This window comes from Methylorubrum sp. SL192 (assembly GCF_026672325.1).
Lineage (GTDB): Bacteria > Pseudomonadota > Alphaproteobacteria > Rhizobiales > Beijerinckiaceae > Methylobacterium > Methylobacterium extorquens.
Genome location: NZ_JAPPQV010000003.1, coordinates 2,457,445 through 2,480,591, shown reverse-complemented (window position 1 = coordinate 2,480,591; position 23,147 = coordinate 2,457,445). Strand labels below are relative to the sequence as shown.

Genomic DNA, 23,147 nt, shown 5'->3' with positions numbered 1-23,147 from the left:
CCAACCCCCTCATCCTGAGGTGCCGCGAAGCGGCCTCGAAGGGTCCTCCAGATCCCGCGCGATCTCTGGACGATCCTTCGAGGCTCCGCTTTGCTCCGCACCTCAGGATGAGGATCAGGGTGGGAGACCGGATCGACCGACCGTTTGTCCACCTCCGAAATACGTGGTGAGTTGGGCCGAACAGGCACTGAGATCGAATGAACCAGCATTTCTCGACCTTCGGCGCCTCGCCCGGCCTCACCGTCAGCCGGCTCGATAACGGCCTGACCGTTGCCACCGAGACGATCCCCGGCGTTGCCACGGCCACGCTCGGCGTCTGGGTCGGGGCGGGCTCGCGGCACGAACGGCCGGACGAGCACGGGCTCAGCCACCTGATCGAGCACATGGCGTTCAAGGGTACGGCGACGCGCTCGGCCCGGAAGATCGCCGAGGACATCGAGAATGTCGGCGGTGAGATCAACGCCGCCACCAGCACCGAGAGCACGAGCTACACCGCGCGGGTGCTCGGCGAGGATGCGGGCGTGGCCCTCGACGTGCTCGGCGACATCCTGACCCGCTCGGTCTTCGACGCGGGCGAACTCGCCCGCGAGAAGGGCGTGATCCTTCAGGAATATGCGGCGGTCGAGGATACGCCCGACGACGTCGTCTACGACGCCTTCATCGAGACGGCCTTTCCCGACCAGCCGATCGGCCGGCCGATCCTGGGCCGGCCGGAGACGATTCAGAGCTTCGACCGCGCGGCGATCGAGGCCTATATCGCCCGCGAATACGTGCCCGAGCGCATGGTGCTCGCCGCCGCCGGGGCGGTGGAGCATGCCGAGATCGTCGAGGCGGCCGAGCGCCATTTCGGCGGCTTGAGGCCCGTCGCGGCCCCCCCGGCCGTGGCCGGCGTCTACGGCGGCGGCGAGCGGCGGATGCAGAAGCGGCTCGAACAGGCCAACCTCGTCCTCGGCCTGCCCGGTCTCTCCTTCCGCGATGACGGCTATTACGCGCTGCACCTGTTCTCGCAGGTGCTCGGCGGCGGGTTGACCTCGCGGCTCTGGCACGAGGTGCGCGAGACCCGCGGGCTCGCCTACGACATCCAGGCCTTCCACTGGCCCTTCAACGATTGCGGCCTGTTCGGCATCGGCGCCGGCACCTCGGGCGCGGATCTGGCCGAACTCGTCGATGTCACCATCGCCACCACCCGTGAGGCGGCGGAGCGGCTCGACGCGGCCGAACTCGCCCGGGCCAAGGCCCAGCTCAAGGTCTCCCTGCTCACCGCCCTGGAGACGCCGGGCGGGCGCATCGAGCGCAACGCCCGCCAGCTTCTCGCCTGGGGTCGAGTGATCCCGCCGCAGGAGCTGATCGCCAAGGTCGATGCGGTCGAGGTCGAGCATGTGCGCGCGGCCGGCTGCGCCCTGCTGCGCGGCGCCCCGACCCTGGCCGCGATCGGCCCGGTGAAGGGCTTGCCCTCGCTCGCACGCGTCGCGTCGGCCCTTCAGGCGGCCTGACGCCGCCCTACCTCAGAGTTGTGAAGTCCGGCGCCGCGAACGGCGCCGGGCCCCGATCCCAGCGATAAAAACCGCCCGCCATGAACCCCGTCGCCGTCGCGACCATGCTCGGCATCGCCCTCGGCTTTTTCGGCCTGCTCGCCTATGCGCTGACCGTGGGCGAGGCGTGGCTGCTCGCCGTCCTCGCCATCGTCGCCATCGCGCTGTTCGTGCGCTGGGGGGACTAAGCGGAGCCGCCGCAGAGGCGTTGAAATCTCTCAAGATCGATGCGGCTCCCCTCTCCCCGCATAGCGGGGCGAGGGAATGCGCGCTGCACCGAATCGAAGACCGGAAACGGCGTTACTTCTCCTCCAGCGCCGGGCCCCGCGTCGCATCGGCCCCCTGCCCCGTTCCGGCAAGCGGGCCGACCGTGACGGGCTGGCCGGAGCGCGCGGCGGCGTAAATCGCCTCCATCAGGATCATGTCCTGCAGGCCTTCCTCGCCGGGCGTGCGGGGACGGCGGTCGGCGAGGATGCACTCGGCCATATGGTCGAGTTCGAGTGCGAACTGGTTCTTGTGCGTCAGCACCGGCTCGTCGCGCTGGACGTGGCTGCCCTCGCGGTGGGCGATGGTGAGGCGCTGGCCGCGATAGGCGAAGGCGTTGGCCAGATCGAGCGAGCCGCCCGTCGTGTGGACCCGGAGCGATCGGCTCTCGTGGACGCCGTAGCTCGTGCCGCATTGCGCGATCACGCCGGAGGGAAAGCGGAGCGTAAAGGCGACGCTCTCCTCGACCTCCTTGAAGCGCGGATCGTTCTCGGGCGTGACGATCTGCGCCTGGATCGAGACCGGCTCCTCGCCGAGCAGCGCCCGCACCCCGTTGAGGCAGTACAGGCCGATATCGGGCAGCGCCCCGCCGCCCGCGAGTGCCTTGCGCAGGCGCCACTGCTCGGGCAGCGCCGTGGTCTGGCCATTGAAGGCCTCGACCATCTTCACGCGCCCGAACTCGCCGGAGCGGGCGAGCCGCACGACCTCGCGGTTGAACGGCTCGTACTGGCAGCGATAGGCGATCATCAGCTTGACGCCGGCCTTGCGGCAAGCCTCGACCATCTCCTGCGCCTCGGCCGAATTATTCGCCATCGGCTTCTCGCAAAGCACGTGCTTACCGGCGCCCGCCGCGGCGAGCACGTTGTCCCGGTGCAGGCCGTTCGGCGTGACGATGTAGACCGCCTTGACCGCGGGGTTGGCTTTGAGCCGGTCCCACTGGTCGTAACCATAGATCGCGTCGGCGGGGATGCCGTACTGCGCCGCCGTGATCCTGGCCTTGTCGGGCGAGCCCGACATCAGCGCGACGACCTTCGCTTTCTTCGCCTCGCCGAAGGCCGGGAGGATTTCCTCCAGGCTCAGGCGTCCGAGCCCGACGATGGCGAAGCCGACCCGCTGTGAGGGCGGCATCGGCGCGGGCGGCGGCGGAGGCGGCACGTCGCCGGCATCGCGCCAGTTCGGGAAGACGATCCGGTCGCCCTGAACCGCGCCGGTATCGGCCGGCACCGATGGAGCCGGTGCATCAGAGGCGGCCCGCGCAGCCCCGCCGAGGCCGAGGGCCGCGCCGGTCAGGCCGGCACCGCCCGCGAGCAGGAGGCGCCGGGACAGTTGAGGGTCGTCGCTCATGATAGGATTCCGGCCTTGCTGATCACGTGCCTTGCGAGCACGAGGCCGGAACGCGTCAGCCCGGCGCGGAGGTTCCTTTAAGCTGGCCCGGGCCGGTCGAGGCCGGCGTCGGATCGGGATCCTCCACCTCACCCCGGCGCTGGAGCTGGAGCGCGACGAACCAGCACAGGGCCGCCCAGGCGGCGCCGACGCACCAGCCCGCCACCACGTCGCTCGGCCAGTGCACGCCGAGATAGACCCGGCTGACGCCGACCAGCACCGTCATCCCGATGCCGAGCGCCAGCATCAGCGCCTTGACGCTGTGCCGCCGCTCGACGCGGGCGAGCAAAGTCGCGAGCGTGAGGTAGGCGATCGCCGACATCATCGCGTGGCCTGATGGGAAGCTCGCCGTAAACACGTCCATGCCGTGCGGCACGAGGTCGGGCCGGGGGCGGTGGTAGAACAGCTTGAGCACCGTCGAGACCGCTTCGCCGCCGCCGACGGCGGCCAGCACGAACACCGCGACGCGCCGCCGGCCGGAGAGCGCGAGGTAGATCACTGCCGCCGCCGTGAGGAAGACGATGGTGACGACGCTGCCCCATCCGGTGATGTCGCGCATCGCCTCCTCCAGCCAAGCCGGCCCGAGCGGGTCGGAGAGGTCGGCAGGGTTGCGCAACCCGAGCAGGATCTTGCGGTCGAGCGCGGCGGTCGATCCTTCGCCGACCTCGCGGGCGAGCGCGAAGAAGCCGTAGCCGAGGGTGCTGACGAGAAGCAGCGACACCATTGGCCCGACTTCGTTGAGGTGCAGTCGCACCCAGACGGCGGACGATCCGCGCCAGAGGGCGCCCCCGCCGGTGCGGGCGATACCGGGTAGTCTCATGCCGCATCCCCGAATGCGATAGTTGCGACCCGCTCCCACGGGCCGCCGAGATAACGCCATAGCAGCACGCCCGGTGCACGGAAGTGCGAAGGCTCGAACTCCTGGGCCAACACGGCATGCAGCGCGCGGGCGGTCTCGGGGGCGACCTTGTTCTGCACGGTGACGTGCGGGCGCCAGCCCTGCCGGTCCTGCGCCGTGAGATGATCGCGGAACGCTGCCGCGACCCGCTGGCGGAAGTCGGACAACGCGTCCGATTCCAGTGCGTAGGCGACGCCGCGCCCGGTGAAGCGCACGCCCGTCACGGCGACCTCCGGTGCGGCCTGCGCACGGGCGAGCGCCGTCACGGTCTCGGTCACGCCCGCCGGATCCTCGCCCGGCAGGTGGTGGAACAGCGTCGCGTGGGCGGGGATGTGGTTCAGCGCCTCGGGAAAATGCCGCCGTCGCAAACCATTGAAGGTGGCGAAGGCCGCCTCGTCCATCTGCAGGGTCAGGATCAGCGGGGCGGGCTCGGGCAACGCGTTGAACTCTCGGTCGAGGCCGGGGCGTCCGGCGCGGGTCTGAGCAAGATGGCGCGGCCGGACCGCGTATCCAGCGGGCGGGCTGTGGTGTGGCTGCGCTGTTCAGCCGGTCGAGCTGCGTCTAGGTAGCTGCGATGACCCGCAGGAACAGAGAGATCATCCACCGGGGACGCGACGGATGGCTGTTCCTGATCGGGGGCACCAACGGGGTGCTCCTGCAGTACCGGCGCTCGCTCGCCGGCTGGTGGCATCTGCGCCGCTGGGCGCGGCTGATCGAGGCGCGTGCGGCCCGCGCCCAGGCGCTCGGCATCCGCTACGTCCACACCATCGTGCCGGAAAAGCTCTCGGTCTACGACGACCGCACCCTCGACCTCGACTACGACGCGCGCCTGTCGCCGGCCCGGCGGCTGGCCCGGCGTCTCGACCGGATGAGCGGTTTCGTCGATCTCGTCGCGCCCCTGCGCGCCGCCCGCGACGGGGCGGAGCCGCTCTACCGCCGCACCGATTCGCACTGGACCTATGAGGGATGCCTGGTCGCGTGCCGGGCGCTGCTGCGGGCCTGCGGCGCCGTGGCGCCGCCCGACATCGCCGACCGGCCGCGCTTTCCCCATGACGGGTTGTGGGATCTCGGCGACAAGCTGCCCGACCGGCCGCGGGAGACGGTGGTGAACTGGGCGGTGCATCGCGATGCGTCGCGCGCCTATGCGAGCCCGCTCGTCGAGTCCTACGAGGCGGAGGGCCGGGCGGGCGACCTCCATGTCGGCGCCCATGTCATCTACCGGAACCCCTCCCCCCAGGCCGACCCGCGCACCCTGGTGCTGTTCGGGGATTCCTACGCGCATTTCGCGCCGATCATGCTGACCAGCTTCCTCGCCGAGACGTTCCGCGAGATGCACTTCGTCTGGTCGTCCAGCATCGACTGGGGTTACGTCGAGCGCGTGCGCCCCGACATCCTGATGTTCGAGATGGCCGAGCGTTTCCTCGTCCGCATCCCGAGCGACGATTTCGACGTCGCGGCCTACGAGAAGCCGGGAATGCAGAAGCCGGCGCGTCAGGCGGAGATGGAACCGCTGGTCTGACGCGAACGGCGCCCCTCGAACCGAGGAGCGCCGCCCATTGCTCAACCATTGAAGCGCTTACCGCGAGCAGACCCGCTGGCGGGCCGGGCCGCCGCCGCCGGCCTGGTAGCTCTTCGCGTGGCCGATCGAGCCGGTCATGTCCTGGGTCGGATTACCGCCGCCCCGCTTCACCACGATGTCGCAATAGCCCGACCGGCTGCCCGCCGCGAGCGGGAGCGCGCCGAAGCCGCCATGGGCGATGGCGGAGGGAGCCGGCGGTACGACCTGCGACGGCAGCGCGGTCCAAGTTCCCTTCTTCGGCCGGGCCGACTGCGCCGCGACCGGCGTCACCGAGGTCGCGAACGTAAGCAGGAGGACGGATGCGTATGATGCAAAGCGCAGCATTGTGTGCTCCTCTCGTGTTCAATTGCCGCTTAATTTCCAAGCAAGAGCACACGTAACATGCAAATCCGGCAATCAAAGTGTGTAAAAGCACAATAATGCGATAAATTTTAATCCGTAGAAATATATTTTAATCTTCCAGGATTAAAACCATTACTCGCCCGTACTATACAGGTGTCAGCGAGTGTCGCGGGCCTTACGCGCTCGCGCCCGATGGCGCGATGGCTGCTGGCGCCTCATCGGCGGAGGCGCGCGAAATCGGGCCGCATTCGTTGAGCCGGATATGCAGCCCGTGCGTGTGAAATGGTGTGCCGCTCCGCCGTCCCGTCTCAACGGCGGCGGTTGCCGGGGATCACCGGAAGACGAAGACGAGAAAAGCCGCGTTCCCGTCGGGAACGCGGCCTGTTTTCAAAGCCGAAATGCCATGCCGGCCGTCGTCGGCTTGGGTGCCTCTCAGACCCCGAAGCGCTTCTGCGCCGATGGGGAGGCGGCGATCGGCATGCCCGGCGACGGCGCGCCCATCAGGGACATTCCCGCTGCGGCGGTGGCCTTCTGGGACGGGGCCTCGTTCGCGGCCGGATCGACGGCCTTCGCCTTGAAGCTCCCAGCGAGGTTCCTGGCTTCGGTGAGATCCTTCGGCGAGAGCTTGGCGGCGACCTCGTCCCGCTTGCGGCCCGCTTCCTGGTCCCCCTGCGTGGCAGCGGCCGAGAACCAGAGATAGGACTGGACGAGATCCTGCCCGACGCCGAGGCCGCGGGCGTAGAGCACGGCCAGGTTGTACTGGCTGTCGCGCACGCCGTGTTCCGCCGCCCGGCGGAAGGCGTTCGCGGCGGTCACGAAATCCGCCTTGCCGTTGGCCGCCGGGTTCTCGGCATGCAGCACGGCGAGGTTGTGCATCGCACGGATATTGCCCTGATCCGCCGCGCGGCCGTACCAGGCCTTCGCCTTCTCGATGTCCCGGACCACGCCCGAGCCCTTCTCGTAGGCGTTGCCGACCTTGAACTGAGCCGGCGCGTAGCCGGCATTCGCGAGCCGCTCGTAGAGCTTGGCGGCGACCGCGAGGTCGCGCGTCACGCCCCGGCCCTCGGCCTCGCGTGAGGCGATCTCCCAGACCGCGGCGCCGTCACCGTCGAGCGCATCCTGCTTGAGCTTGGCCAGGGCCGGCGGCAGGCCGGCGAGGTCGGGACCGAGCGTGCTCATGCCCGCGACCTGGGGCAGCCCGCGCTTGGCCGGCGCGGATTTCGGCTCGGCGATGGATTGAGTCGTCGCCGGGTCGGGCGTCGTCTGGGCGGATGCCCCGGTCTGGGGGGACGTCTCGGACGGAGCCGGGGCCGATGAGGCCGCCGCCTGAGCGGGCTCGGCCGTGGTCTCGGTGCGGCTCGCGGCGGCGTCGGTGGAGGCCGCCGGGGCGGTGCTCGCCACCGGACGGGCCTCCGGCGCGGCCGGGTCGCCGGTCGGAGTTCCCGTTGGAGTTCCCTTGCCCGCGACGAAGGCTTGGTAGGCGCCGAGCGCCAGCACCACGGCCGCGAGGCCGAGCAGGAGCGTGCGGCGGCGGCTGTCGAGCGCACCGCGGATCCGCGAGAGGGGCGTCGTCTCCGCGCCCGGCATGCGGGCCGGAGCGACCTTGTCGCGCAGCCGCGCCGTCAGCGGCGCCTCGGTGGCCGATTCGGCCTGCGCGGCCTGCGCCGCGCGCCGCGCGGCGGCGATGAAGCTGGTCTTGATGTCGGCGCCGCCGGTCGCGGCGGGGCTCGCCTCCGGCGCGGCCGGGCGGCCGGATCCGGGCCGGCCGGCACCGGGCTCCAGCAACTCGTCGGACAGGCGGCTCGCCTCCGTCCCGCCGGCCTCGTCGGAGGTTGCGGTGCGGTTCGGGCGGGTAAGGTTCTGGGACGACGGCTCGGATGACGGCTTGGCAGCCGTCTTCGGGGCGGCGGGGCGCTCGTGCGAGACGCGCTCGGCCGAGGACAGCACGACGGGCGCGCGCTCCTGCGGAGCGGCGGCGGTGAGGGCCGCGGACGAGGTCATGGTGCGGTCGAGCTGCTCACTCAGCCGCATCAGCACCGACTGGACACCTTCCATCGTCGATTGGAGGCGCTGGTCCGCGCCCTTCTGGTTGGCCCGCATCTCGGCGAGATCGGCCCGCAGCAGCTCGAAACCGCCGCCGGCCGCGAGCGGGGCGGCCGAGCCCGCCACGGCCTCGCGGACCGCCTGCGCGACGGTGGCCTCGAGATCGGTTCCGTTGCGCAGGGCCGTGACCTGGGCGAGCAGGTCGCCCATGGAGCGCTCGAGGCGCGCCACGGCCGGATCGGTGTCGCGCGGCGCTTCGAGCCGGCTGGCCAGGGCGAGGACGTGGCGCTCCAGGGCATCGAGCCCGCTGCCGCCCGCGCTGACGCGGTCGACTTTTTCAGCCACGCCTTCGAGCCGCTCGATCAGCTCGCCGACCGAGCCGGACTCCGTGCCGTCGAGCCGCTGCGCGAGCGCCTCGAAACGTCCGAGAAGCGCGCCGGGAAGCTCGCGGGAGGAATCGGGCGCCTTCAGCTCGCCGCGGATCTCCTCCAGCAGCGGCTTGAGGGTGGCGATGCCCGCATCCTCGTCCCGCTGAAGCTGGGTGATCTGGGCGCTGATCGCCTGCACGCCCTGGGCGAGGCTCTGGATGCGCTCCGGCCCTGCCAGGGACGCCACGAGACGGCGGATCTCGTCGAGTTCGCGGAACACGCCGTCGAGGGCGCTCTGGTCGGCGGGGCCGGACAAGACGCCGGAGAGGACGGCATCGACCTTCCCGGCCAAGCGCTCGACCTCACCCGCGATGCGGGCATGGACGTTGTCCGCCACGTCTTCGGCGATCCGCTCCACTTGGAGGCGCATCAGCTCGACCGGTGCGGCGATGGCGGCGAGCTCCTGCGGGGCACGCGCCCGCTGAAGGTCGCTGGCGACGGCCTGCATGGTCCGCTCCAGCTCGCTGACGTCGCGGCCGGTGGCGAGGCTGCCGAGCGCGTCGCGCAGCCGGTTCGTCTCGCGTTGCAGTTCGGCGATGGCCGGGGACGGCTCCTGGCCGGAGCCTTCCTCGGCAGGCGTCACCGCAAGTGCGGCCGGGCCATCCTGCGGCCCGTCCTTCAATTCTCCCGCGCTGGCGGCGTTCCACTCGGCGATGCCCTCTTCCAGCTCGCGCTGGCGGCGGCGCACCTCGGCGACGGCATCGCGGACCTCGGTCGCGAGCGGGCGCCCGCGCCGACCCAGCGGGCGGGGCGTGTCGAGCTGGCCGGCGATCTCGCCCATCTTGCGTTCGATGTCGGCGATGCGTCCGGCGATCATTTCCGGTGCGACCGGCTGGCGGGCGGTGGTCAACCGCGCCTCGATCTCGTCGATCATCCGGGCGGCATCGGCCTTGGACGCCTCGCGCTCCTCGCTGATCGAGCGGTCGAGGGCGTCGAGCCGCCGCATCATCGCGCCGAGCGAGGCTTCCAGCGATGTCGTTTCGGAAGCCTCGGCGGCCGAAGCGCCCTGAGTGGCTTCCCGGCGCTTGTGCTGCGGCCCGTCCTTCCGTGAGGCGGGTGCGGGCGCCTTCTCCGGCGCCCGGCCTCCAACCTGCCGGGCCGGCTCCGCGCCGGCCTCCCTGGCTTGGGGCACGGCATCCGCGCGCCGCCGCCGCGGGCCCGGCTTCGACGGGTCGGGTGTCGCCACCGAGGCGATCCAGCTCTCCAGCGGCACCCCCGCTCGCCGGGCGACCTCGCGGGCAGCCGCGAGTACCTCCGGGTCGAAGCTGTCGAGGCTGATCGGGGCAGTCTGTTTCATCTCGCGGAGATCCGAAGTCGGCGGCTTCCGGTGCCCGGCGGACCATCGTTTCGCGCAAGGCGTGAAACGGCGGACTGCGGATCGGACTGAAACGACCTTTTCCATTCTTGGTAAATGCTTGGTTAAGCGCGTGACCGAAGGGCCGCGCTTTTCCGGGACGGGCCAGATTGGTGGCGCGCGGGCCGCGCTGGGGACCGACCCGGCCGGCTCTTGCGAAGCCGCCACGGGATAGTTTACATGTAAACTATCGAGGATCGGAGCCCGCCGAATCGGTGCGGACCACCTCAAAAAGATGCGGGAGGCTGACGCGATGCCGAGCTACCGGGCCCCGGTCGAGGACACCCTGTTCCTCCTCAACGACGTTCTCGCGATCCACCGCTACGACAATCTCCCCGGCTTCGCCGACGCCTCCTCCGATCTGGCCCAGGCGGTACTGAGCGAGGGCGGCAGGCTCGCGGGGGAAGTGTTCGCGCCGCTGAACCTGTCCGGCGACCGGGAGGGTTGCACCCGCCGGGAGGATGGCAGCGTCGTGACGCCGAAGGGCTTCAAGGCGGCCTACGACGCCTACGCCGCCGGCGGCTGGATGGGCCTGTCGATCCCCGAGGAATTCGGCGGCCAGGGCCTGCCGCACGTGCTCAACACGGCGATGCAGGAATTCGTCTCCGGCGCCAACCTTGCCCTCAGCATGTATCCCGGCCTGACGCAGGGGGCGATCGCCGCGTTGCTCGTCCACGGCTCGCCCGAGCAGAAGGCGACCTACCTGCCCAAGATGGTCGAGGGCGCCTGGACCGGCACCATGAACCTCACCGAGCCGCATTGCGGCACGGATCTGGGCCTGCTGAAGACCAAGGCGGTTCCCAACGGCGACGGCTCCTACAGCCTCACCGGCACCAAGATCTTCATCTCGGCGGGTGAGCACGACCTGTCGGAGAACATCGTCCACCTCGTCATCGCCCGCATCGAGGGCGCGCCGTCGGGCACCAAGGGCATCTCGCTGTTCGTGGTGCCGAAGTTCCTCGTGAACGCGGATGGCTCCGTGGGCGAGCGCAACGCGGTGTCCTGTGGCTCGATCGAGCACAAGATGGGCATTCACGCCAACTCCACCTGCGTGATGAACTACGACGGTGCGAAGGGTTGGCTCGTCGGCCAGGAGAACCGCGGTCTGGCCGCGATGTTCGTGATGATGAACGAGGCTCGCCTTGCCGTCGGCGTCCAGGGGCTCGGCCAGTCCGAGGCCGCCTACCAGAACGCGGTCGCCTACGCGCAGGAGCGTCTCCAGGGCCGCTCGCTCACCGGCGCGAAGGCGCCGGACAAGGTCGCCGACCCGATCATCGTCCACCCGGACGTGCGCCGCACGCTGATGCAGATCCGCGCCTTCAACGAGGCCGCGCGCGCGCTCATGCTCTGGACCGCCCTCAATTCCGACATCGCCCACCGCTCGCAGGATGCGGCCGAGCGGCAGGCGGCCGAGGACATGCTCGGCCTGATGACGCCGGTGGTGAAGGGCGTGCTGACCGACCGGGGCTTTGCCAACGCAGTCGAGGCGCAGCAGATGTTCGGCGGCCACGGCTATGTCGAGGAATGGGGCATGTCGCAGTTCGTGCGCGATGCCCGCATCGCCATGATCTACGAGGGCGCCAACGGCATCCAGGCGATGGATCTGATCGGCCGCAAGCTGCCCAAGGATGGCGGCCGGGCGATGATGGCCTTCCTCACCGAGGTGCAGACCTTCATCAAGGACCACGGCGAGGACGAGGGGATGAAGCCCTTCGTGGCGCCGCTCCAGCCGGCGCTGAACGATCTCCAGGCCGCGGTGATGTGGCTGATGCAGAACGCCTTCTCGAAGCCCGACAACGCGGGCGCCGCCGCCACCGACCTGATGCACCTGCTGGGGCAGGTCGTGCTGGGCTACATGTGGGCCAAGATCGCGGTGGCGGCGCTCGCGAAGAAAGCCGAGGGCGCCGACGTCGAGCGGATGGATGCCAAGCTCGTGCTCGGCCGTTTCTTCATGGAGCGGATGCTGCCGGAGACGAGCCTTCGCCTCGCCCGGATCAAGGCCGGCGCCGAGACGACCATGGCGCTGCCCGCCGAGGCGTTCTAAGCACGCGCGAGACCTGAGCCCTCCCCCGTCTCGGCGGCGGAGGGTGGGGCGAGGGGAAGCGCCGCATCCGGCAAGATCCAGGCAAGACCGGAAGCCGGCCCCTCACCCGCCCGCCCACGCGGGCACCCACTCCCGCCGAGGGAGAGGGGAGCCGCGGCAGCGATGAAGGACACGAGGAAGCGCATATGCCCGAGGCCTACATCTACGATCACGTCCGCACCCCCCGCGGCCGCGGCAAGCCGGACGGTTCGCTGCACGAGGTGACGGCGTTGCGCCTCGCCGAGACGGCGTTGCGCGCGCTCAAGGACCGCAACGGCCTCGACACCCGGCAGGTGGACGACGTGGTGCTCGGCTGCGTCGATCCGGTCGGCGAGGCCGGCGGCGACATCGCCCGCGCCGCCGCGCTCGTGGCCGATTACGGCACCCACGTGCCCGGCGTGCAGATCAACCGCTTCTGCGCCTCGGGCCTCGACGCCATCAACTTCGCCGCGGCGCAGGTCATGGCCGGCCAGCACGACCTCACCGTCGGCGGCGGCGTCGAATCGATGAGCCGCGTCGGCCTCGGCGCATCGGGCGGCGCCTGGCCGGTCGATCCGGCGATCGCGGTCAAATCCTACTTCATGCCGCAGGGCGTCTCGGCCGATCTTATCGCCACCAAGTACGGGTTCAGCCGCGACGATTGCGACGCCTACGCCGTCGAGTCGCAGAAGCGCTCGGCCCAATCCTGGGGCGAGGGACTGTTCAAGAACTCCGTCGTGCCGGTGCGGGACATCAACGGCATCACCCTGCTCGACCGCGACGAGCATATGCGGCCGACGACCGACATGCAGTCGCTGGCGAGCCTGAAACCGTCCTTCGTGCAGATGGGCCAGATGGGCGGCTTCGACGCCGTGGCCGTCGATGCCCACCCGGATGTCGAGGCGGTCCATCACGTCCACCATGCCGGCAACTCGTCGGGCATCGTGGATGGCGCGGCGGCGGTGCTGATCGGCTCGCGCGAGGCCGGTGACGCCGCGGGCCTGCGGCCCCGCGCCCGCATCCGGGCGTTCGCCAATATCGGCTCCGATCCGGCGCTGATGCTGACCGGCCCGGTCGACGTCACGAAGAAGGTGTTGGCGCGGGCCGGCATGAGCCTGTCCGACATCGACCTGTTCGAGATCAACGAGGCCTTCGCCTCGGTGGTCCTGCGCTTCCATCAGGCCTTCGACCTCGACCCGGCGAAGGTGAACGTCAACGGCGGCGCCATTGCTATGGGTCATCCGCTGGGTGCCACGGGCGCGATGATCCTCGGCACCGTGCTCGACGAGTTGGAGCGCACCGGTAAGGAGCGGGCGCTCGTCACCCTGTGCATCGGTGCCGGCATGGGCACCGCCACGATCATCGAGCGGGTGTGATCGGCAGGGCGGCGTCACGCCGCCGCCCTGCCCTGCCATCGCCGCGCAAACGCTGCTAAGGGCCTCCCACGCCGCGCCCTTTTTCGATCGGGTGCGGCCCCAGAACACCCATGGGAGAAACGCCACGATGAAGTCGACAAAAGCCGCCCTGTGCCTCGCCCTCGTGCTGGCCCTGCCGCTCGCCGCGCGGGCCGACGACAACGCGGACAAGCTCGCCGTCGCCACCAAGCTGACCGAGAAGACGGTTCTGAAGAACCTCGATACCGGCTTCGGCGGCGCGCTCGAGAAGACCGTCTCGACCATGCCCGAGGACAAGGCCGAGAAGGTGCGCAAAGAGGCCAAGGCCGAGTTCGACAAGCAGCGCAAGGAGCTGCTCGAAGGCCTGTCCAAGCAGTATGCCGACAAGTTCAGCCTCGACGAGCTGAACCAGCTCGACAAGATCTACGAGGACAAGACCTACCAGAAGTTCCAGGCCGTCAACGCCGACCCGAAGTCGGAGGTGAACCTGCTCTCGCAGGCGGTGGTGACCCGGCTGCTGAACATGCTGACGCTGGCGGCCGCCAGCGACCAGACCGGCGGCGCCCCGGGCGGCCTGCCCGGCGGCATGCCGACGCCCGCCAAGTAAGCGAGCAAGTAAACAGCTAAGTCAGCGGGCGAGGCAGGGATGAGCGGTGCGACGGGCAGCTTCGGGCGAAGGGCGTCAGGCGACGCGCTTCACCGGTGCGCCGTCGGCCGCGAAACCCGCCACCGGCGGCAAGGCTTCCAGCGCCGGACGGGCGAAGTGGTAGCCCTGCAGCAGGTCGATGCCGAGGCCGTGCAGCGCCTCGGCCTCGGCCGCGGTCTCGATGCCCTCGGCGATCACCGCGACGCCGAGCGCCCGCGCAATCTGGTTGATGCCGGCGACGATGGTGCGGCGCCCGGCATCCGCATCGATGCCGCGCACGAGATCCATGTCGATCTTGATCAGGTCCGGGCGGAAATTGGCCAGCAGGCCGAGACCCGCATAGCCCGCGCCGAAATCGTCGAGCGCCGTGAAGAAGCCCTGCCGCCGGTACTCCGTGACGATGCGCTGGACATGGGCGATGTCGTGGAAGCGCTCGTTCTCGGTAAATTCGAAGTTGAGACGCCCGTTGTCGAAGCCGACGCGGCGGGCGGCCTCCAGCGAGGCGCGAATGCAGGCCGCCGGCTCGTACACGGCGTTCGGCATGAAGTTGATCGACAGCTTGGTGTCGCCGCCGGGCGGGAACAGGCGGCCGGCCAGTTCGATCGCCTTGACCCGCGCCGCCTGATCGAAGCGGTAGAGCGTCTCGTCGGTGACCCGCGACAGGATCGAGCCGGCCGACTGGCCGTCCGGTCCGCGCACCAGCGCCTCGTAGCCCCAGACGCGCGCGTTGGCGACGTCGACGATGGGCTGGAAGGCCATGGTGAAGGAAAAGTCGAGATCCGCACCGTCGCGGCAGGCTCGGCAGGCGGTTCGCGGTGTGGCGTCCGTCTTCATGATCCGTCTGGGGGCTGGTGTGGAGAGCCGGGTCCAGTCGCGCACCCGTTGCATCCCCCATGACGGCCCCCTCCCCTTAAGAATCCGATACGGCCAGGCTCTTTTCCTTCGAGGCTCCGCGATGACCGCAACCGAGAATTTCCGCTTCGAGACCGATGCCGACGGCATCGCGCTCGCGACCTGGGACATGCCGGGCCGTTCGATGAACGTCATCACCATGGAGGTGATGGCGGAGCTGGAGCGGATCGTCGACGCGGTCGTCGCCGACGAGGCCATCAAGGGCTGCGTCATCGTCTCGGGGAAGAACAACTTCTCCGGCGGCGCCGACCTCACCATGCTTCAGGGCCTCGGGGTCGAGTACGAGCGGCTGAAGGCGAGTGAGGGCGAGGAGGTGGCCATGCGCCACTTCTTCGAGGAATCGCGGCGCCTCAGCCTCGTGTTCCGCAAGCTCGAAACCTGCGGCAAGCCGTTCGCGGCGGCGGTGCACGGCCTGTGCCTCGGCGGCGCCTTCGAGCTGGCGCTGGCCTGCCACCACCGGGTGCTCGCCGACGACGATAAGACCCGCGTCGGCCTGCCCGAGATCAAGGTCGGCCTGTTCCCCGGCGGCGGCGGCACGCAGCGCGTGTCCCGTTTGATGCAGACCGGCGACGCGCTGCAGATGCTGTTTAAGGGCGAGCAGATCCGCGCGCTCATGGCCAAGAACATGGGGCTGGCCCACGCCGTCGCCCCGGCCGCGGAGATCGTCGAGCGGGCCAAGGCCTGGATCCGCGAGGGCGGCTCGGCGGTGGCACCCTGGGACGTGCCGAAGTTCAAGGCGCCGTCCGGAAAGGTCTACTCGCCCGCCGGCATGATGATCTGGCCGCCGGCCAACGCGATCTACCGCCGCGAGACCCACGACAATTATCCCGCCGCCAAGGCGATCCTGGCCTCGGTCTACGAGGGCCTGCAGCTGCCGATGGATCTCGGCCTCCGGGTCGAGAGCCGCTACTTCGCCCATATCCTGCGCACCAAGGAAGCGCAGGCGATGATCCGCACCCTGTTCATCTCCATGGGGGAGATCAACAAGGGCGCCCGCCGCCCGAAGGACGTCGAGGCGATCAAGGTCGGCAAGGTCGGCGTCATCGGCGCCGGCTTCATGGGCGCGGGTATCGCCTACGTCACGGCGCAGGCCGGGATGCAGGTCGTGCTGATCGACCGCGATCAGGAGGCGGCCGAGGCCGGCAAGGCGCATTGCCACAAGCTCATCACCGGCCAGATCAACCGCGGCAAGGCCAAGACCGCCGACCGCGACGCCCTGCTCGCCCGCATCACCGCCACGCCCGATTACGGCGCCCTGTCCGATTGCGACCTCGTGATCGAGGCGGTGTTCGAGGACCCGAAGGTCAAGGCCGAGGTGATCGCCAAGGTCGAGGCGGCGCTGCCCGCGCACGCGATCTTCGCCTCCAACACCTCGACCCTGCCGATCTCCGGCCTCGCCCAGACCTCGAAGCGGCCCGAGCAGTTCGTCGGCATCCACTTCTTCTCGCCGGTGGAGAAGATGCTGCTCGTGGAGATCATCCGCGGCAACCAGACCGGCGACCGCGCGGTCGCCACCGCTCTCGACTACGTGCGCGCGATCAAGAAGACCGGCATCGTCGTCAACGATGCCCGCGGCTTCTTCGCCAACCGCTGCGTGCTCGCCTACATCCATGAGGGCCACAAGATGCTCACCGAGGGCGTGCCCCCGGCGATGATCGAGAACGTGGCGCGGATGGCCGGCATGCCGGTCGGCCCGCTCTCGCTCAACGACGAGGTGGCGCTTGATCTCGGCCTCAAGATCATGCGGGCGACCGAGGCGCAGCTCGGCGAGGGCGCCGTCGATCCGGACCAGAAGCGGCTCCTCGTCGCGATGGTCGAGACGCATGGCCGGCTCGGGCGCAAGAACAAGCGCGGCTTCTACGACTACCCCGAGGGCGGCCAGAAGACGCTCTGGCCGGGGCTCGCCGAGATCCAGCCGAACCGGCTCGACCCGGAAGGCATCGACATCGACGAGCTGAAGCACCGTTTCCTCGTGGTGCAGGCGCTGGAGGCCGCCCGCACGATGCAGGAGGGCGTGGTGACCGATCCGCGCGAGGCGGATGTCGGCTCGATCCTCGGCTTCGGCTTCGCCCCCTTCACCGGCGGCGCGCTCTCCTACATCGACTTCATGGGCGCGAAGGCCTTCGTAGCGCTGGCCCGGCAGCTGGAGGCCCGGCACGGCGCCCGCTTCACCCCGCCGGACAACCTCCTAGCGATGGCCGAGTCCGGGGCGCGCTTCTACGACGCGCTGAAGCAGGCGGCGTAACGATCGGCTGGCCCTCCCTGAGTGGGAGGGCCAGCCATGCGGAACCGAAAAGCTCCGCTTTCGTTCACCGCCCGACCGCACTGAGTGAACTGGAGTTTCCCGTTGTCGACCCTCATCAAGATCCTGATCGCGTTCTTCCTGCCGCCGATCTCGGTGCTGATGACGCATGGATTCGGGATTCAATTCCTCTTCAACATCCTGCTTTGCCTGCTGTTCTATCTACCGGGCTCGATCCACGCGCTCTACCTGCTGCTGAGCGACCGTTAATCCGCTGATCAAGCGGAGCTGAGCACTCTGCTCGGCTCCCGGACGATCCCATGAGCCGGGTCGCTTGAGCGACCCGGATATCCGAGCCGGTCGATCGAAGGATTGCCGGAGGCTGAGGGCCGATGCTTCGTCTCCTGCTCCCCTCCCTCTTCGCCATCGCAGCAGGCGTCAGCATCGTCGTCCAGCAGGTGCTGAATGCCCGCCTGCGCGCGGATCTCGGCTCCGCGGCCTGGGCCGGTTTTGCGAGCTACGCCGCCGGCCTCGCCTGCATGGCGCTGCTCGCCCTGGCTCTGCGCGATCCCCTGCCCGCAGCCGGCGTGGCGGCGCGGGTGCCGTGGTGGGCCTGGAGCGGCGGCCTGTTCGGCGCGCTCTTCATCGGGCTGGCCATCGTTCTCGTGCCGCAGCTTGGGGCCGCGGCCTTCATCGCGCTCCTCGTCGCCGGGCAGATGCTCGCCTCGGTCACGTTCGACCATTTCGGCTGGATGGGCCTCGCCCAGCGCCCCCTCGACGGTCCGCGCCTGATCGGCGTCGCCCTGCTCGTTGGCGGCGTGATTCTGATCCGGCGCTAAAAGCGGCTTCAGGCGCCAACGGCGTGCAGCGCGATCTCGCGCCGATGCGCCCGGTCGCGGTGCTCGATCAGGTAGATCCCCTGCCACGTGCCCAGCGCGAGGCGACCGTCGCGCACGGGGATGGTGAGACCCGAATCGGTGAGCATCGTGCGGATATGGGCGGGCATGTCGTCCGGCCCCTCCATGCCGTGGACGTACTGCCCGTGGCGCGGCGCGAAGCCGTCGAGTGCGGTCATCAGATCGACGCGCACATCCGGATCGGCGTTCTCCTGGATTGTCAGCGAGGCCGAGGTATGCCGGCAGAACACGCTGACGAAGCCGGAGCGGAGGCCGCTCTCCGCGACGAAATCCGCAACGGCCTCGGTGATGTCGGTAAAGCCTGGGCCGGGCGTCGCGACCGTCACCCGCGCACTCGCCTGCCGGGTGACGTCGGCCGTCGAAAACCCTTCGAGCGGCCCGATCTTTCCGGCACTTCTGCCCGCCTGCCTCATTCCGATGCCTCCATCGCCGCGCCCGGCGCGACCTCGCGCTCGCCGCGCGCCAGAATCCGTTCCAGCACATCGACCCGGTCGGCCTCCGCGGCCGGCTTGTCCCAGCGGATGCGGCTGACGCGGGGGAAGCGCATCGCCACGCCCGATTTATGCCGGGTCGAGCGCTGCACGCCCTCGAAGGCGATCTCCAGCACCAGCCCGGCCTCGCGGCCATAGGCGACCTCGCGCACCGGGCCGAAGCGCTTGGTGGTGTGGTTGCGGACGTAGCGGTCGAGCTTCTGCAACTCGGCATCGGTGAAGCCGTGATAGGCCTTGCCGACCGGCACCAGTTCCTCGCCTTCCGCGCCCTCGCGCCAGCAGCCGAAGGTGTAGTCCGAGTAGAAGGACGAGCGCTTCCCGTGGCCGCGCTGGGCGTACATCATCACCGCATCGACCACGTAGGGCTCGCGCTTCCACTTCCACCACGGACCCTTGGGGCGGCCCGGCAGGTAGGGGCTGTTGAGCCGCTTGAGCATTACGCCCTCGATGGCGTCGGCATCCGCGCCGGCCCCCGCCGAGGCCGGGTCGGCGCGGGCGGCGGCCACCTCGTCCCAGGTAGCGAAGGGGACGAGCGGCGAGAGGTCGATGCGGGCATGGTCGAGCCGCCGCACCAGGGCCTCCAACCGGGGACGGCGCTCGGCGAAAGGCAGCGGGCGTAGGTCCTCGCCCTCGGCCGCCAGCACGTCGTAGGCGCGGACATGGGCCGGGAACTCCTCCAGGAGCTTGCCCGTCACCGCCTTCCGGTTGAGCCGCTGCTGGAGCACGTTGAAGCTCTGGACCCGCCCCTCGCGCAGGATCAGCAATTCGCCGTCGATCGCGCCGTCGAAGGTAATCGCCTCGGCGAGGTCGGGGAACGCGTCGGAAATGTCCTCGCCGGTGCGCGAGTAGACCTTTTGGACCTGCCGGCCCTGGCCGTCGCGCCCGCCCGCGAGCTGGACGCGGATGCCGTCCCATTTCCACTCCGCCGAGAACGCCTCCGGTTCGAGCTTGTCGAGGTCTTCGAACTCTTCCACCGGGTGCGAGAGCATCGGCGGCCGGAACGGAGCCGGATTGCGGCTCTCCGGCCGCTCGCCCCGTCCCTCCACCCAGGCGAACAGCTCGGTATAGGGCGGTTTCAGCCCGTGCCAGACTTCCTCGACCGCATCCGCCTCGTGGCCGCCGAGCGCGCCGACCGCCGTCTTGGCCAGACGGGCCGAGACGCCGACGCGCAGGTTGCCGGTGACGAGCTTGAGGAGCGCCCAGCGCCCGGTCTCGTCGAGAGCGTCGAGCCAGTGGGCGAGATGCTGGGGCAGTTCGCGCTTCGGGGTGGTGGCGAGCGTTTCGACGACCTCGGCGAGGGTGGGGACGGAGGGCGGCGGGTTGTTGTGGCCCGGACCGGGGGGATCCCCTCTCCCCGCTTGCGGGGAGAGGGCTCTGCCGACCTCGTCGTCGGCAGAGCGAGCCGGCAGGCGACGGTGAGGGGGCGATTCCGAAAGAGCCTCATCCTTCAAGGCACCCTCTCCCCGCATGCGGGGAGAGGGGTTCTCCTCCGGCCCCGGCCAGATCAGCGCCGTCGTCTCGGCGAGATCGCCGACATAGTTGTGCGAGAGCGAAAACAGCACCGGATCGACCCGCTCTTCCACCAGCCCGCGGATCAGCGCCGGCTTGGCCTCGCGGAAGGTGAGGCCGCCGGTCATGGCGGCGAGTGCCCAGCCGCGCTCCGGGTCGGGGGTGCCGGCGAAGAAATCCTGGAGCAGGCGCAGCTTGGCGTTGCGGCGCGGCTCGTAGGCGAGGCGGTCGAGGAGGTGGGCGAAGTCGTTCACGCCGAGGCCTCCTCCATCCGCGGGTCGTGTCCCGGATCGGGCTCGGCCTCGCCGTCGTCGCCATACCCTAAGAGGTGCAGCGGCTTGGCGCGGATGCCGCGCGTGCCGCACCAATGCACCAGCGCGTCCTCCTGGCCATGCGTCACCCAGACCTCCTCGGCGCCCGTGTCGAGGATCGTCCGGCACAGGTCCGGCCAGTCGGAATGGTCGGAAATGACGAGCGGCAGCTCGACGCCCTTCTGCCGGGCGCGGGCGCGCACCCGCATCCAGCCCGAGGCGAAGGCGGTGACCGGATCGGGGAATTTTCGCGACCATACGTCCTGAATCGAGGAGGGCGGGCAGAGCACGATGGCGCCGTGCAGGGACTTCCGGTCGGCGGCCACCACCTTCGGCGTCTCGCCGAGCGGCACGCCTTCCCGCTTGTAGAGCTCGGTCAGCTTCTCCATCGCCCCGTGCAGATGGATCGGCCGGTCCCAGCCCTCCTCACGCAGCAGCGCCATCACCCGCTGCGCCTTGCCGAGCGCGTAGGCGCCGACGATGTGGGCGCGCTCGGGAAACAGCGTCACCGAGTCGATCAACTTGCGCACCTCGCCTCGCGTATCGGGATGGCGGAAGACCGGCAGGCCGAAGGTGGCCTCGGTGATGAACACGTCGCAGGGCACCACTTCGAACGGCAGGCAGGTCGGATCGGGCGCGCGCTTGTAGTCGCCGGAAACGACGATGCGTTTGCCGTCGCGCTCGATCGCGATCTGCGCCGATCCGAGCACGTGGCCGGCGGGGGCGAAGAACACAGTGACGTCGCCGATCCGCATTCGTTCAGCCAGCCGCGCCTCCTGGCGGGTCGTGCAGAAATCCTCGCCGTAGCGCACGGCCATGATCCGCAGGGTCTCGGGCGTGGCCAGCACCGTGCCGTGGCCGGCGCGGGCGTGGTCGGCATGGCCGTGGGTGATCAGCGCCCGCTCGACCGGCTGCGTCGGATCGACGTGGAAGCGCCCGAGCGGACAATAGAGGCCCTCGCGGGTCAGGGTGAGGAGATCGGAGGCGCGTTGCGACATCGGCCGGGATATAGGGCGGAGGTTTCCCAAGGCCGCAAACGCACGATGTCCCGACAGCGCTCCTCCGGCGATCTCCTCGCCGACCGCCGCTACGCCTATGCCGAGGCCTGCCTCAGTGAGGACGACCCCGCCGGGGCGGCGGAAATGGCGGAGCAGGCGCTGGAACGCGCGCCCGGCTACGCACCCGCTTGGTTTCTGCTCGGGCGCGCCCGCGAGACCGTGTTCGGGCACAGCCGCGACGCGGCCGACCGGCAAGCGGCGCTCGCGGCTTTCGGGCGGGCGCTCGATCTCGATCCGGAGGATGCGCTGGGCAGCCGCCTGCATCTCGCCGCGCTCGGCGGGGGCGATGCGCTCGCGGCGATCACGCCGGCCTATGTTCGCGCGCTGTTCGACGGCTACGCCCCGCGCTTCGAACGGCATCTCGTGGACGAACTCGGCTATTGCGGGCCGGCACTGATGGTCGCGGCCCTCGACGCGCTTCCGCGGCCGGACCCGTCTTGTGCGCCGCAACACTTCCCGAACGGGCTCGATCTCGGCTGCGGCACCGGCCTGATGGGACGGGCGCTCGCGGGCCGGGTCGGGCGTTTGGCCGGTTGCGACCTCTCCCCTGCCATGCTGGCGCTGGCCGGCCGCACCGGGCTCTACGAGCGCTTGGTCGAAGCCGACCTCGTCACGTTCCTCGCGGCCGAGCCGGCGGCCTCCGCCGACCTGATCGTGGCTGCCGACGTCTTCATCTATCTGGGGGATTTGACGTCGGCCCTCTCGGGAATAGCCCGCGTGCTGCGGCCCGGCGGGCTGGCCGCCTTCACCGTCCAATCGCCGCAACCGGAGGAATCAGGCGTCGTGCTCGGTGCCGACGGGCGCTACGCCCATGCCGACACCTACCTGCGAGAGGCGGCCGAGCAGGCTCGACTGGTCATCGCCGAGATGCGCCCGGCAGCCATTCGGCGCCAAAGGAAGTCTAACGTGCCCGGCCGGATCTTAATCCTACACAAACACTTGATCGGAGCCGGTGCAATGGACGCAACCGGACAGCCGTAATACCGTTGTGCTGCGGAGCAACATCAGAGGAACCGATGGCTGACGAGTCCAACAAGGCCTTTCCGGCAAGTCCAGTGACACGTGTACCAATCGCGCTGATGCTCGCGGGCACCGCAGGTGCCGCCGACTCGATCGGCTTCCTCGAATTCTCCCAGCTCTTCATGTCGTTCATGAGCGGCAACACCACGCGGTTCGGCGTGGCCGTCGCCGGCTTCGACTGGGACGGCGCCACCCGGTTCGCCAGCGTGATCGCGCTGTTCTGCTTCGGCGCCTGCATCGGCACGCTGATCGCGGCCTGGTCCGGCCGGTTCCGGCTCACGGTTCTGCTGATCATCCAGGCCGTGCTGTTCGCCATCGGCCTGTTCGTCCCGTTCGGCACCACGGCCTTCCCGCTCCACGCCTACCCGATCGTTCTGGCGCTCGGCATCCAGAACGCGACGCTTCAGGACGAGGCGGGCCGCAGCCTCGCCATCACCTACGTCACGGGAACGGTGGTGCGCTTCGGTGCGGGCATCGCCAACCTGATCCTGCACAAGCCGGCCCCGTCCTTCTGGCTGCAGGCGCCGCTCTGGGGCGCGCTCAGCACGGGCGCCGTGATCGGCGGCTTCCTGCATGGCTGGTACGGCGAGCGGGCCTTCCTGTTCCCGGCCGGACTCGCGGCGCTGCTGGCTGTGGTCTCGCTGGTGCTGACGGTCCTGCTCAAGGACACGCCCTACGTCTCCGGCCTCGCTGCCCCGCAGCCCGACGCGCATCCGGAAGCGAAGCCGACGGCGACCGTTCCCGCTGCGACCTGACGCTCGG

The 23,147-nt window shown here is 69.8% G+C and carries 20 protein-coding genes; 11 read left to right on the top strand and 9 right to left on the bottom strand.

All coding sequences use genetic code 11. The features are described 5' to 3' along the window. Positions 1 to 197 precede the first annotated feature (197 nt). Both OVA30_RS12465 and OVA30_RS12460 read left to right on the top strand, forming a co-directional pair. On the top strand, positions 198 to 1,493 hold the full coding sequence (locus tag OVA30_RS12465) for a M16 family metallopeptidase (RefSeq protein WP_268175606.1): 1,296 nt from the start codon (positions 198 to 200) through the stop codon (positions 1,491 to 1,493). 80 nt (positions 1,494 to 1,573) lie between these two features. Then, the gene (locus OVA30_RS12460; RefSeq protein WP_253388159.1) at positions 1,574 to 1,720 is read left to right on the top strand and encodes a hypothetical protein; all 147 of its coding nucleotides are present in this window, start codon (positions 1,574 to 1,576) and stop codon (positions 1,718 to 1,720) included. A gap of 112 nt (positions 1,721 to 1,832) precedes the next feature. Here OVA30_RS12460 and OVA30_RS12455 read toward each other — a convergent pair whose 3' ends face one another. Genes OVA30_RS12455 through OVA30_RS12445 form a run of 3 tightly spaced genes read right to left on the bottom strand, consistent with a single transcriptional unit; the run spans position 1,833 to position 4,514 of the window. Further along, on the bottom strand, positions 1,833 to 3,140 hold the full coding sequence (locus OVA30_RS12455) for a Gfo/Idh/MocA family protein (RefSeq protein WP_253388160.1): 1,308 nt from the start codon (positions 3,138 to 3,140) through the stop codon (positions 1,833 to 1,835). 55 nt (positions 3,141 to 3,195) lie between these two features. Next, positions 3,196 to 3,999 carry a phosphatase PAP2 family protein gene (locus tag OVA30_RS12450; RefSeq protein WP_003606750.1) on the bottom strand — a complete coding sequence of 268 codons (804 nt, stop codon included), beginning with the start codon at positions 3,997 to 3,999 and terminating at the stop codon, positions 3,196 to 3,198. After that, positions 3,996 to 4,514: a 2'-5' RNA ligase family protein gene (locus OVA30_RS12445; RefSeq protein WP_268175604.1), complete on the bottom strand. Its 519-nt coding sequence runs from the start codon at positions 4,512 to 4,514 to the stop codon at positions 3,996 to 3,998. Before OVA30_RS12445 ends, OVA30_RS12450 begins: the two co-directional genes overlap by 4 nt. A gap of 137 nt (positions 4,515 to 4,651) precedes the next feature. Between OVA30_RS12445 and OVA30_RS12440 the strand changes: the two genes are divergently transcribed. Next, positions 4,652 to 5,596, top strand: a complete 945-nt coding sequence (locus OVA30_RS12440; protein WP_253396992.1) for an alginate O-acetyltransferase AlgX-related protein — start codon at positions 4,652 to 4,654, stop codon at positions 5,594 to 5,596. Between the two features lie 57 nt (positions 5,597 to 5,653). Here the strand turns inward: OVA30_RS12440 and OVA30_RS12435 are convergent, their stop codons facing one another. Beyond that, the gene (locus tag OVA30_RS12435) at positions 5,654 to 5,980 is read right to left on the bottom strand and encodes a hypothetical protein (RefSeq protein WP_268175603.1); all 327 of its coding nucleotides are present in this window, start codon (positions 5,978 to 5,980) and stop codon (positions 5,654 to 5,656) included. Between the two features lie 450 nt (positions 5,981 to 6,430). Further along, entirely contained in the window at positions 6,431 to 9,766 is a 3,336-nt protein-coding gene (locus OVA30_RS12430; RefSeq protein ID WP_268175602.1) for a tetratricopeptide repeat protein, read from the bottom strand. 310 nt (positions 9,767 to 10,076) lie between these two features. On the opposite strand from OVA30_RS12430, the gene OVA30_RS12425 reads away from it, so the two are divergent. The 3 genes from OVA30_RS12425 (at position 10,077) to OVA30_RS12415 (ending at position 13,886) form a co-directional block, all read left to right on the top strand. After that, a complete protein-coding gene (locus OVA30_RS12425) occupies positions 10,077 to 11,867 on the top strand; it encodes an acyl-CoA dehydrogenase C-terminal domain-containing protein (RefSeq protein ID WP_268175601.1) in 1,791 nt (596 codons plus the stop codon). 185 nt (positions 11,868 to 12,052) lie between these two features. Further along, a complete protein-coding gene (locus OVA30_RS12420; protein ID WP_003603146.1) occupies positions 12,053 to 13,261 on the top strand; it encodes an acetyl-CoA C-acetyltransferase in 1,209 nt (402 codons plus the stop codon). A gap of 127 nt (positions 13,262 to 13,388) precedes the next feature. Further along, complete coding sequence (locus tag OVA30_RS12415) at positions 13,389 to 13,886, top strand: hypothetical protein (protein WP_003603148.1); 498 nt, start codon at positions 13,389 to 13,391, stop codon at positions 13,884 to 13,886. 75 nt (positions 13,887 to 13,961) lie between these two features. Here OVA30_RS12415 and OVA30_RS12410 read toward each other — a convergent pair whose 3' ends face one another. Then, positions 13,962 to 14,759, bottom strand: coding sequence for an EAL domain-containing protein (locus tag OVA30_RS12410; RefSeq protein WP_015823440.1), 798 nt, complete (start codon positions 14,757 to 14,759; stop codon positions 13,962 to 13,964). A gap of 121 nt (positions 14,760 to 14,880) precedes the next feature. Between OVA30_RS12410 and OVA30_RS12405 the strand changes: the two genes are divergently transcribed. The 3 genes from OVA30_RS12405 (at position 14,881) to OVA30_RS12395 (ending at position 17,918) form a co-directional block, all read left to right on the top strand. After that, positions 14,881 to 17,082 (top strand): FAD-dependent oxidoreductase, encoded by a 2,202-nt coding sequence (locus tag OVA30_RS12405; protein ID WP_268175599.1) that lies wholly within the window; start codon positions 14,881 to 14,883, stop codon positions 17,080 to 17,082. 102 nt (positions 17,083 to 17,184) lie between these two features. Next, positions 17,185 to 17,349, top strand: coding sequence for a YqaE/Pmp3 family membrane protein (locus OVA30_RS12400; RefSeq protein WP_003603154.1), 165 nt, complete (start codon positions 17,185 to 17,187; stop codon positions 17,347 to 17,349). A gap of 122 nt (positions 17,350 to 17,471) precedes the next feature. Then, complete coding sequence (locus tag OVA30_RS12395; RefSeq protein ID WP_268175598.1) at positions 17,472 to 17,918, top strand: DMT family transporter; 447 nt, start codon at positions 17,472 to 17,474, stop codon at positions 17,916 to 17,918. Between the two features lie 8 nt (positions 17,919 to 17,926). On the opposite strand, the gene OVA30_RS12390 is transcribed toward OVA30_RS12395, so the two are convergent. The 3 genes from OVA30_RS12390 to OVA30_RS12380 are packed head-to-tail and all read right to left on the bottom strand — an operon-like array spanning position 17,927 to position 21,305. Beyond that, a complete protein-coding gene (locus OVA30_RS12390; RefSeq protein WP_268175597.1) occupies positions 17,927 to 18,409 on the bottom strand; it encodes a secondary thiamine-phosphate synthase enzyme YjbQ in 483 nt (160 codons plus the stop codon). Further along, entirely contained in the window at positions 18,406 to 20,250 is a 1,845-nt protein-coding gene (locus OVA30_RS12385; RefSeq protein ID WP_268175596.1) for a cisplatin damage response ATP-dependent DNA ligase, read from the bottom strand. Before OVA30_RS12385 ends, OVA30_RS12390 begins: the two co-directional genes overlap by 4 nt. Then, positions 20,247 to 21,305, bottom strand: a complete 1,059-nt coding sequence (locus OVA30_RS12380) for a ligase-associated DNA damage response exonuclease (protein ID WP_268175595.1) — start codon at positions 21,303 to 21,305, stop codon at positions 20,247 to 20,249. Before OVA30_RS12380 ends, OVA30_RS12385 begins: the two co-directional genes overlap by 4 nt. A 45-nt stretch (positions 21,306 to 21,350) precedes the next feature. Here OVA30_RS12380 and OVA30_RS12375 point away from each other — a divergent pair, with 45 nt between their 5' ends. Both OVA30_RS12375 and OVA30_RS12370 read left to right on the top strand, forming a co-directional pair. Continuing rightward, a complete protein-coding gene (locus tag OVA30_RS12375) occupies positions 21,351 to 22,346 on the top strand; it encodes a methyltransferase domain-containing protein (protein ID WP_268175594.1) in 996 nt (331 codons plus the stop codon). 35 nt (positions 22,347 to 22,381) lie between these two features. After that, entirely contained in the window at positions 22,382 to 23,140 is a 759-nt protein-coding gene (locus tag OVA30_RS12370) for a YoaK family protein (RefSeq protein WP_003603164.1), read from the top strand. The last annotated feature ends 7 nt before the right edge of the window (positions 23,141 to 23,147 follow it).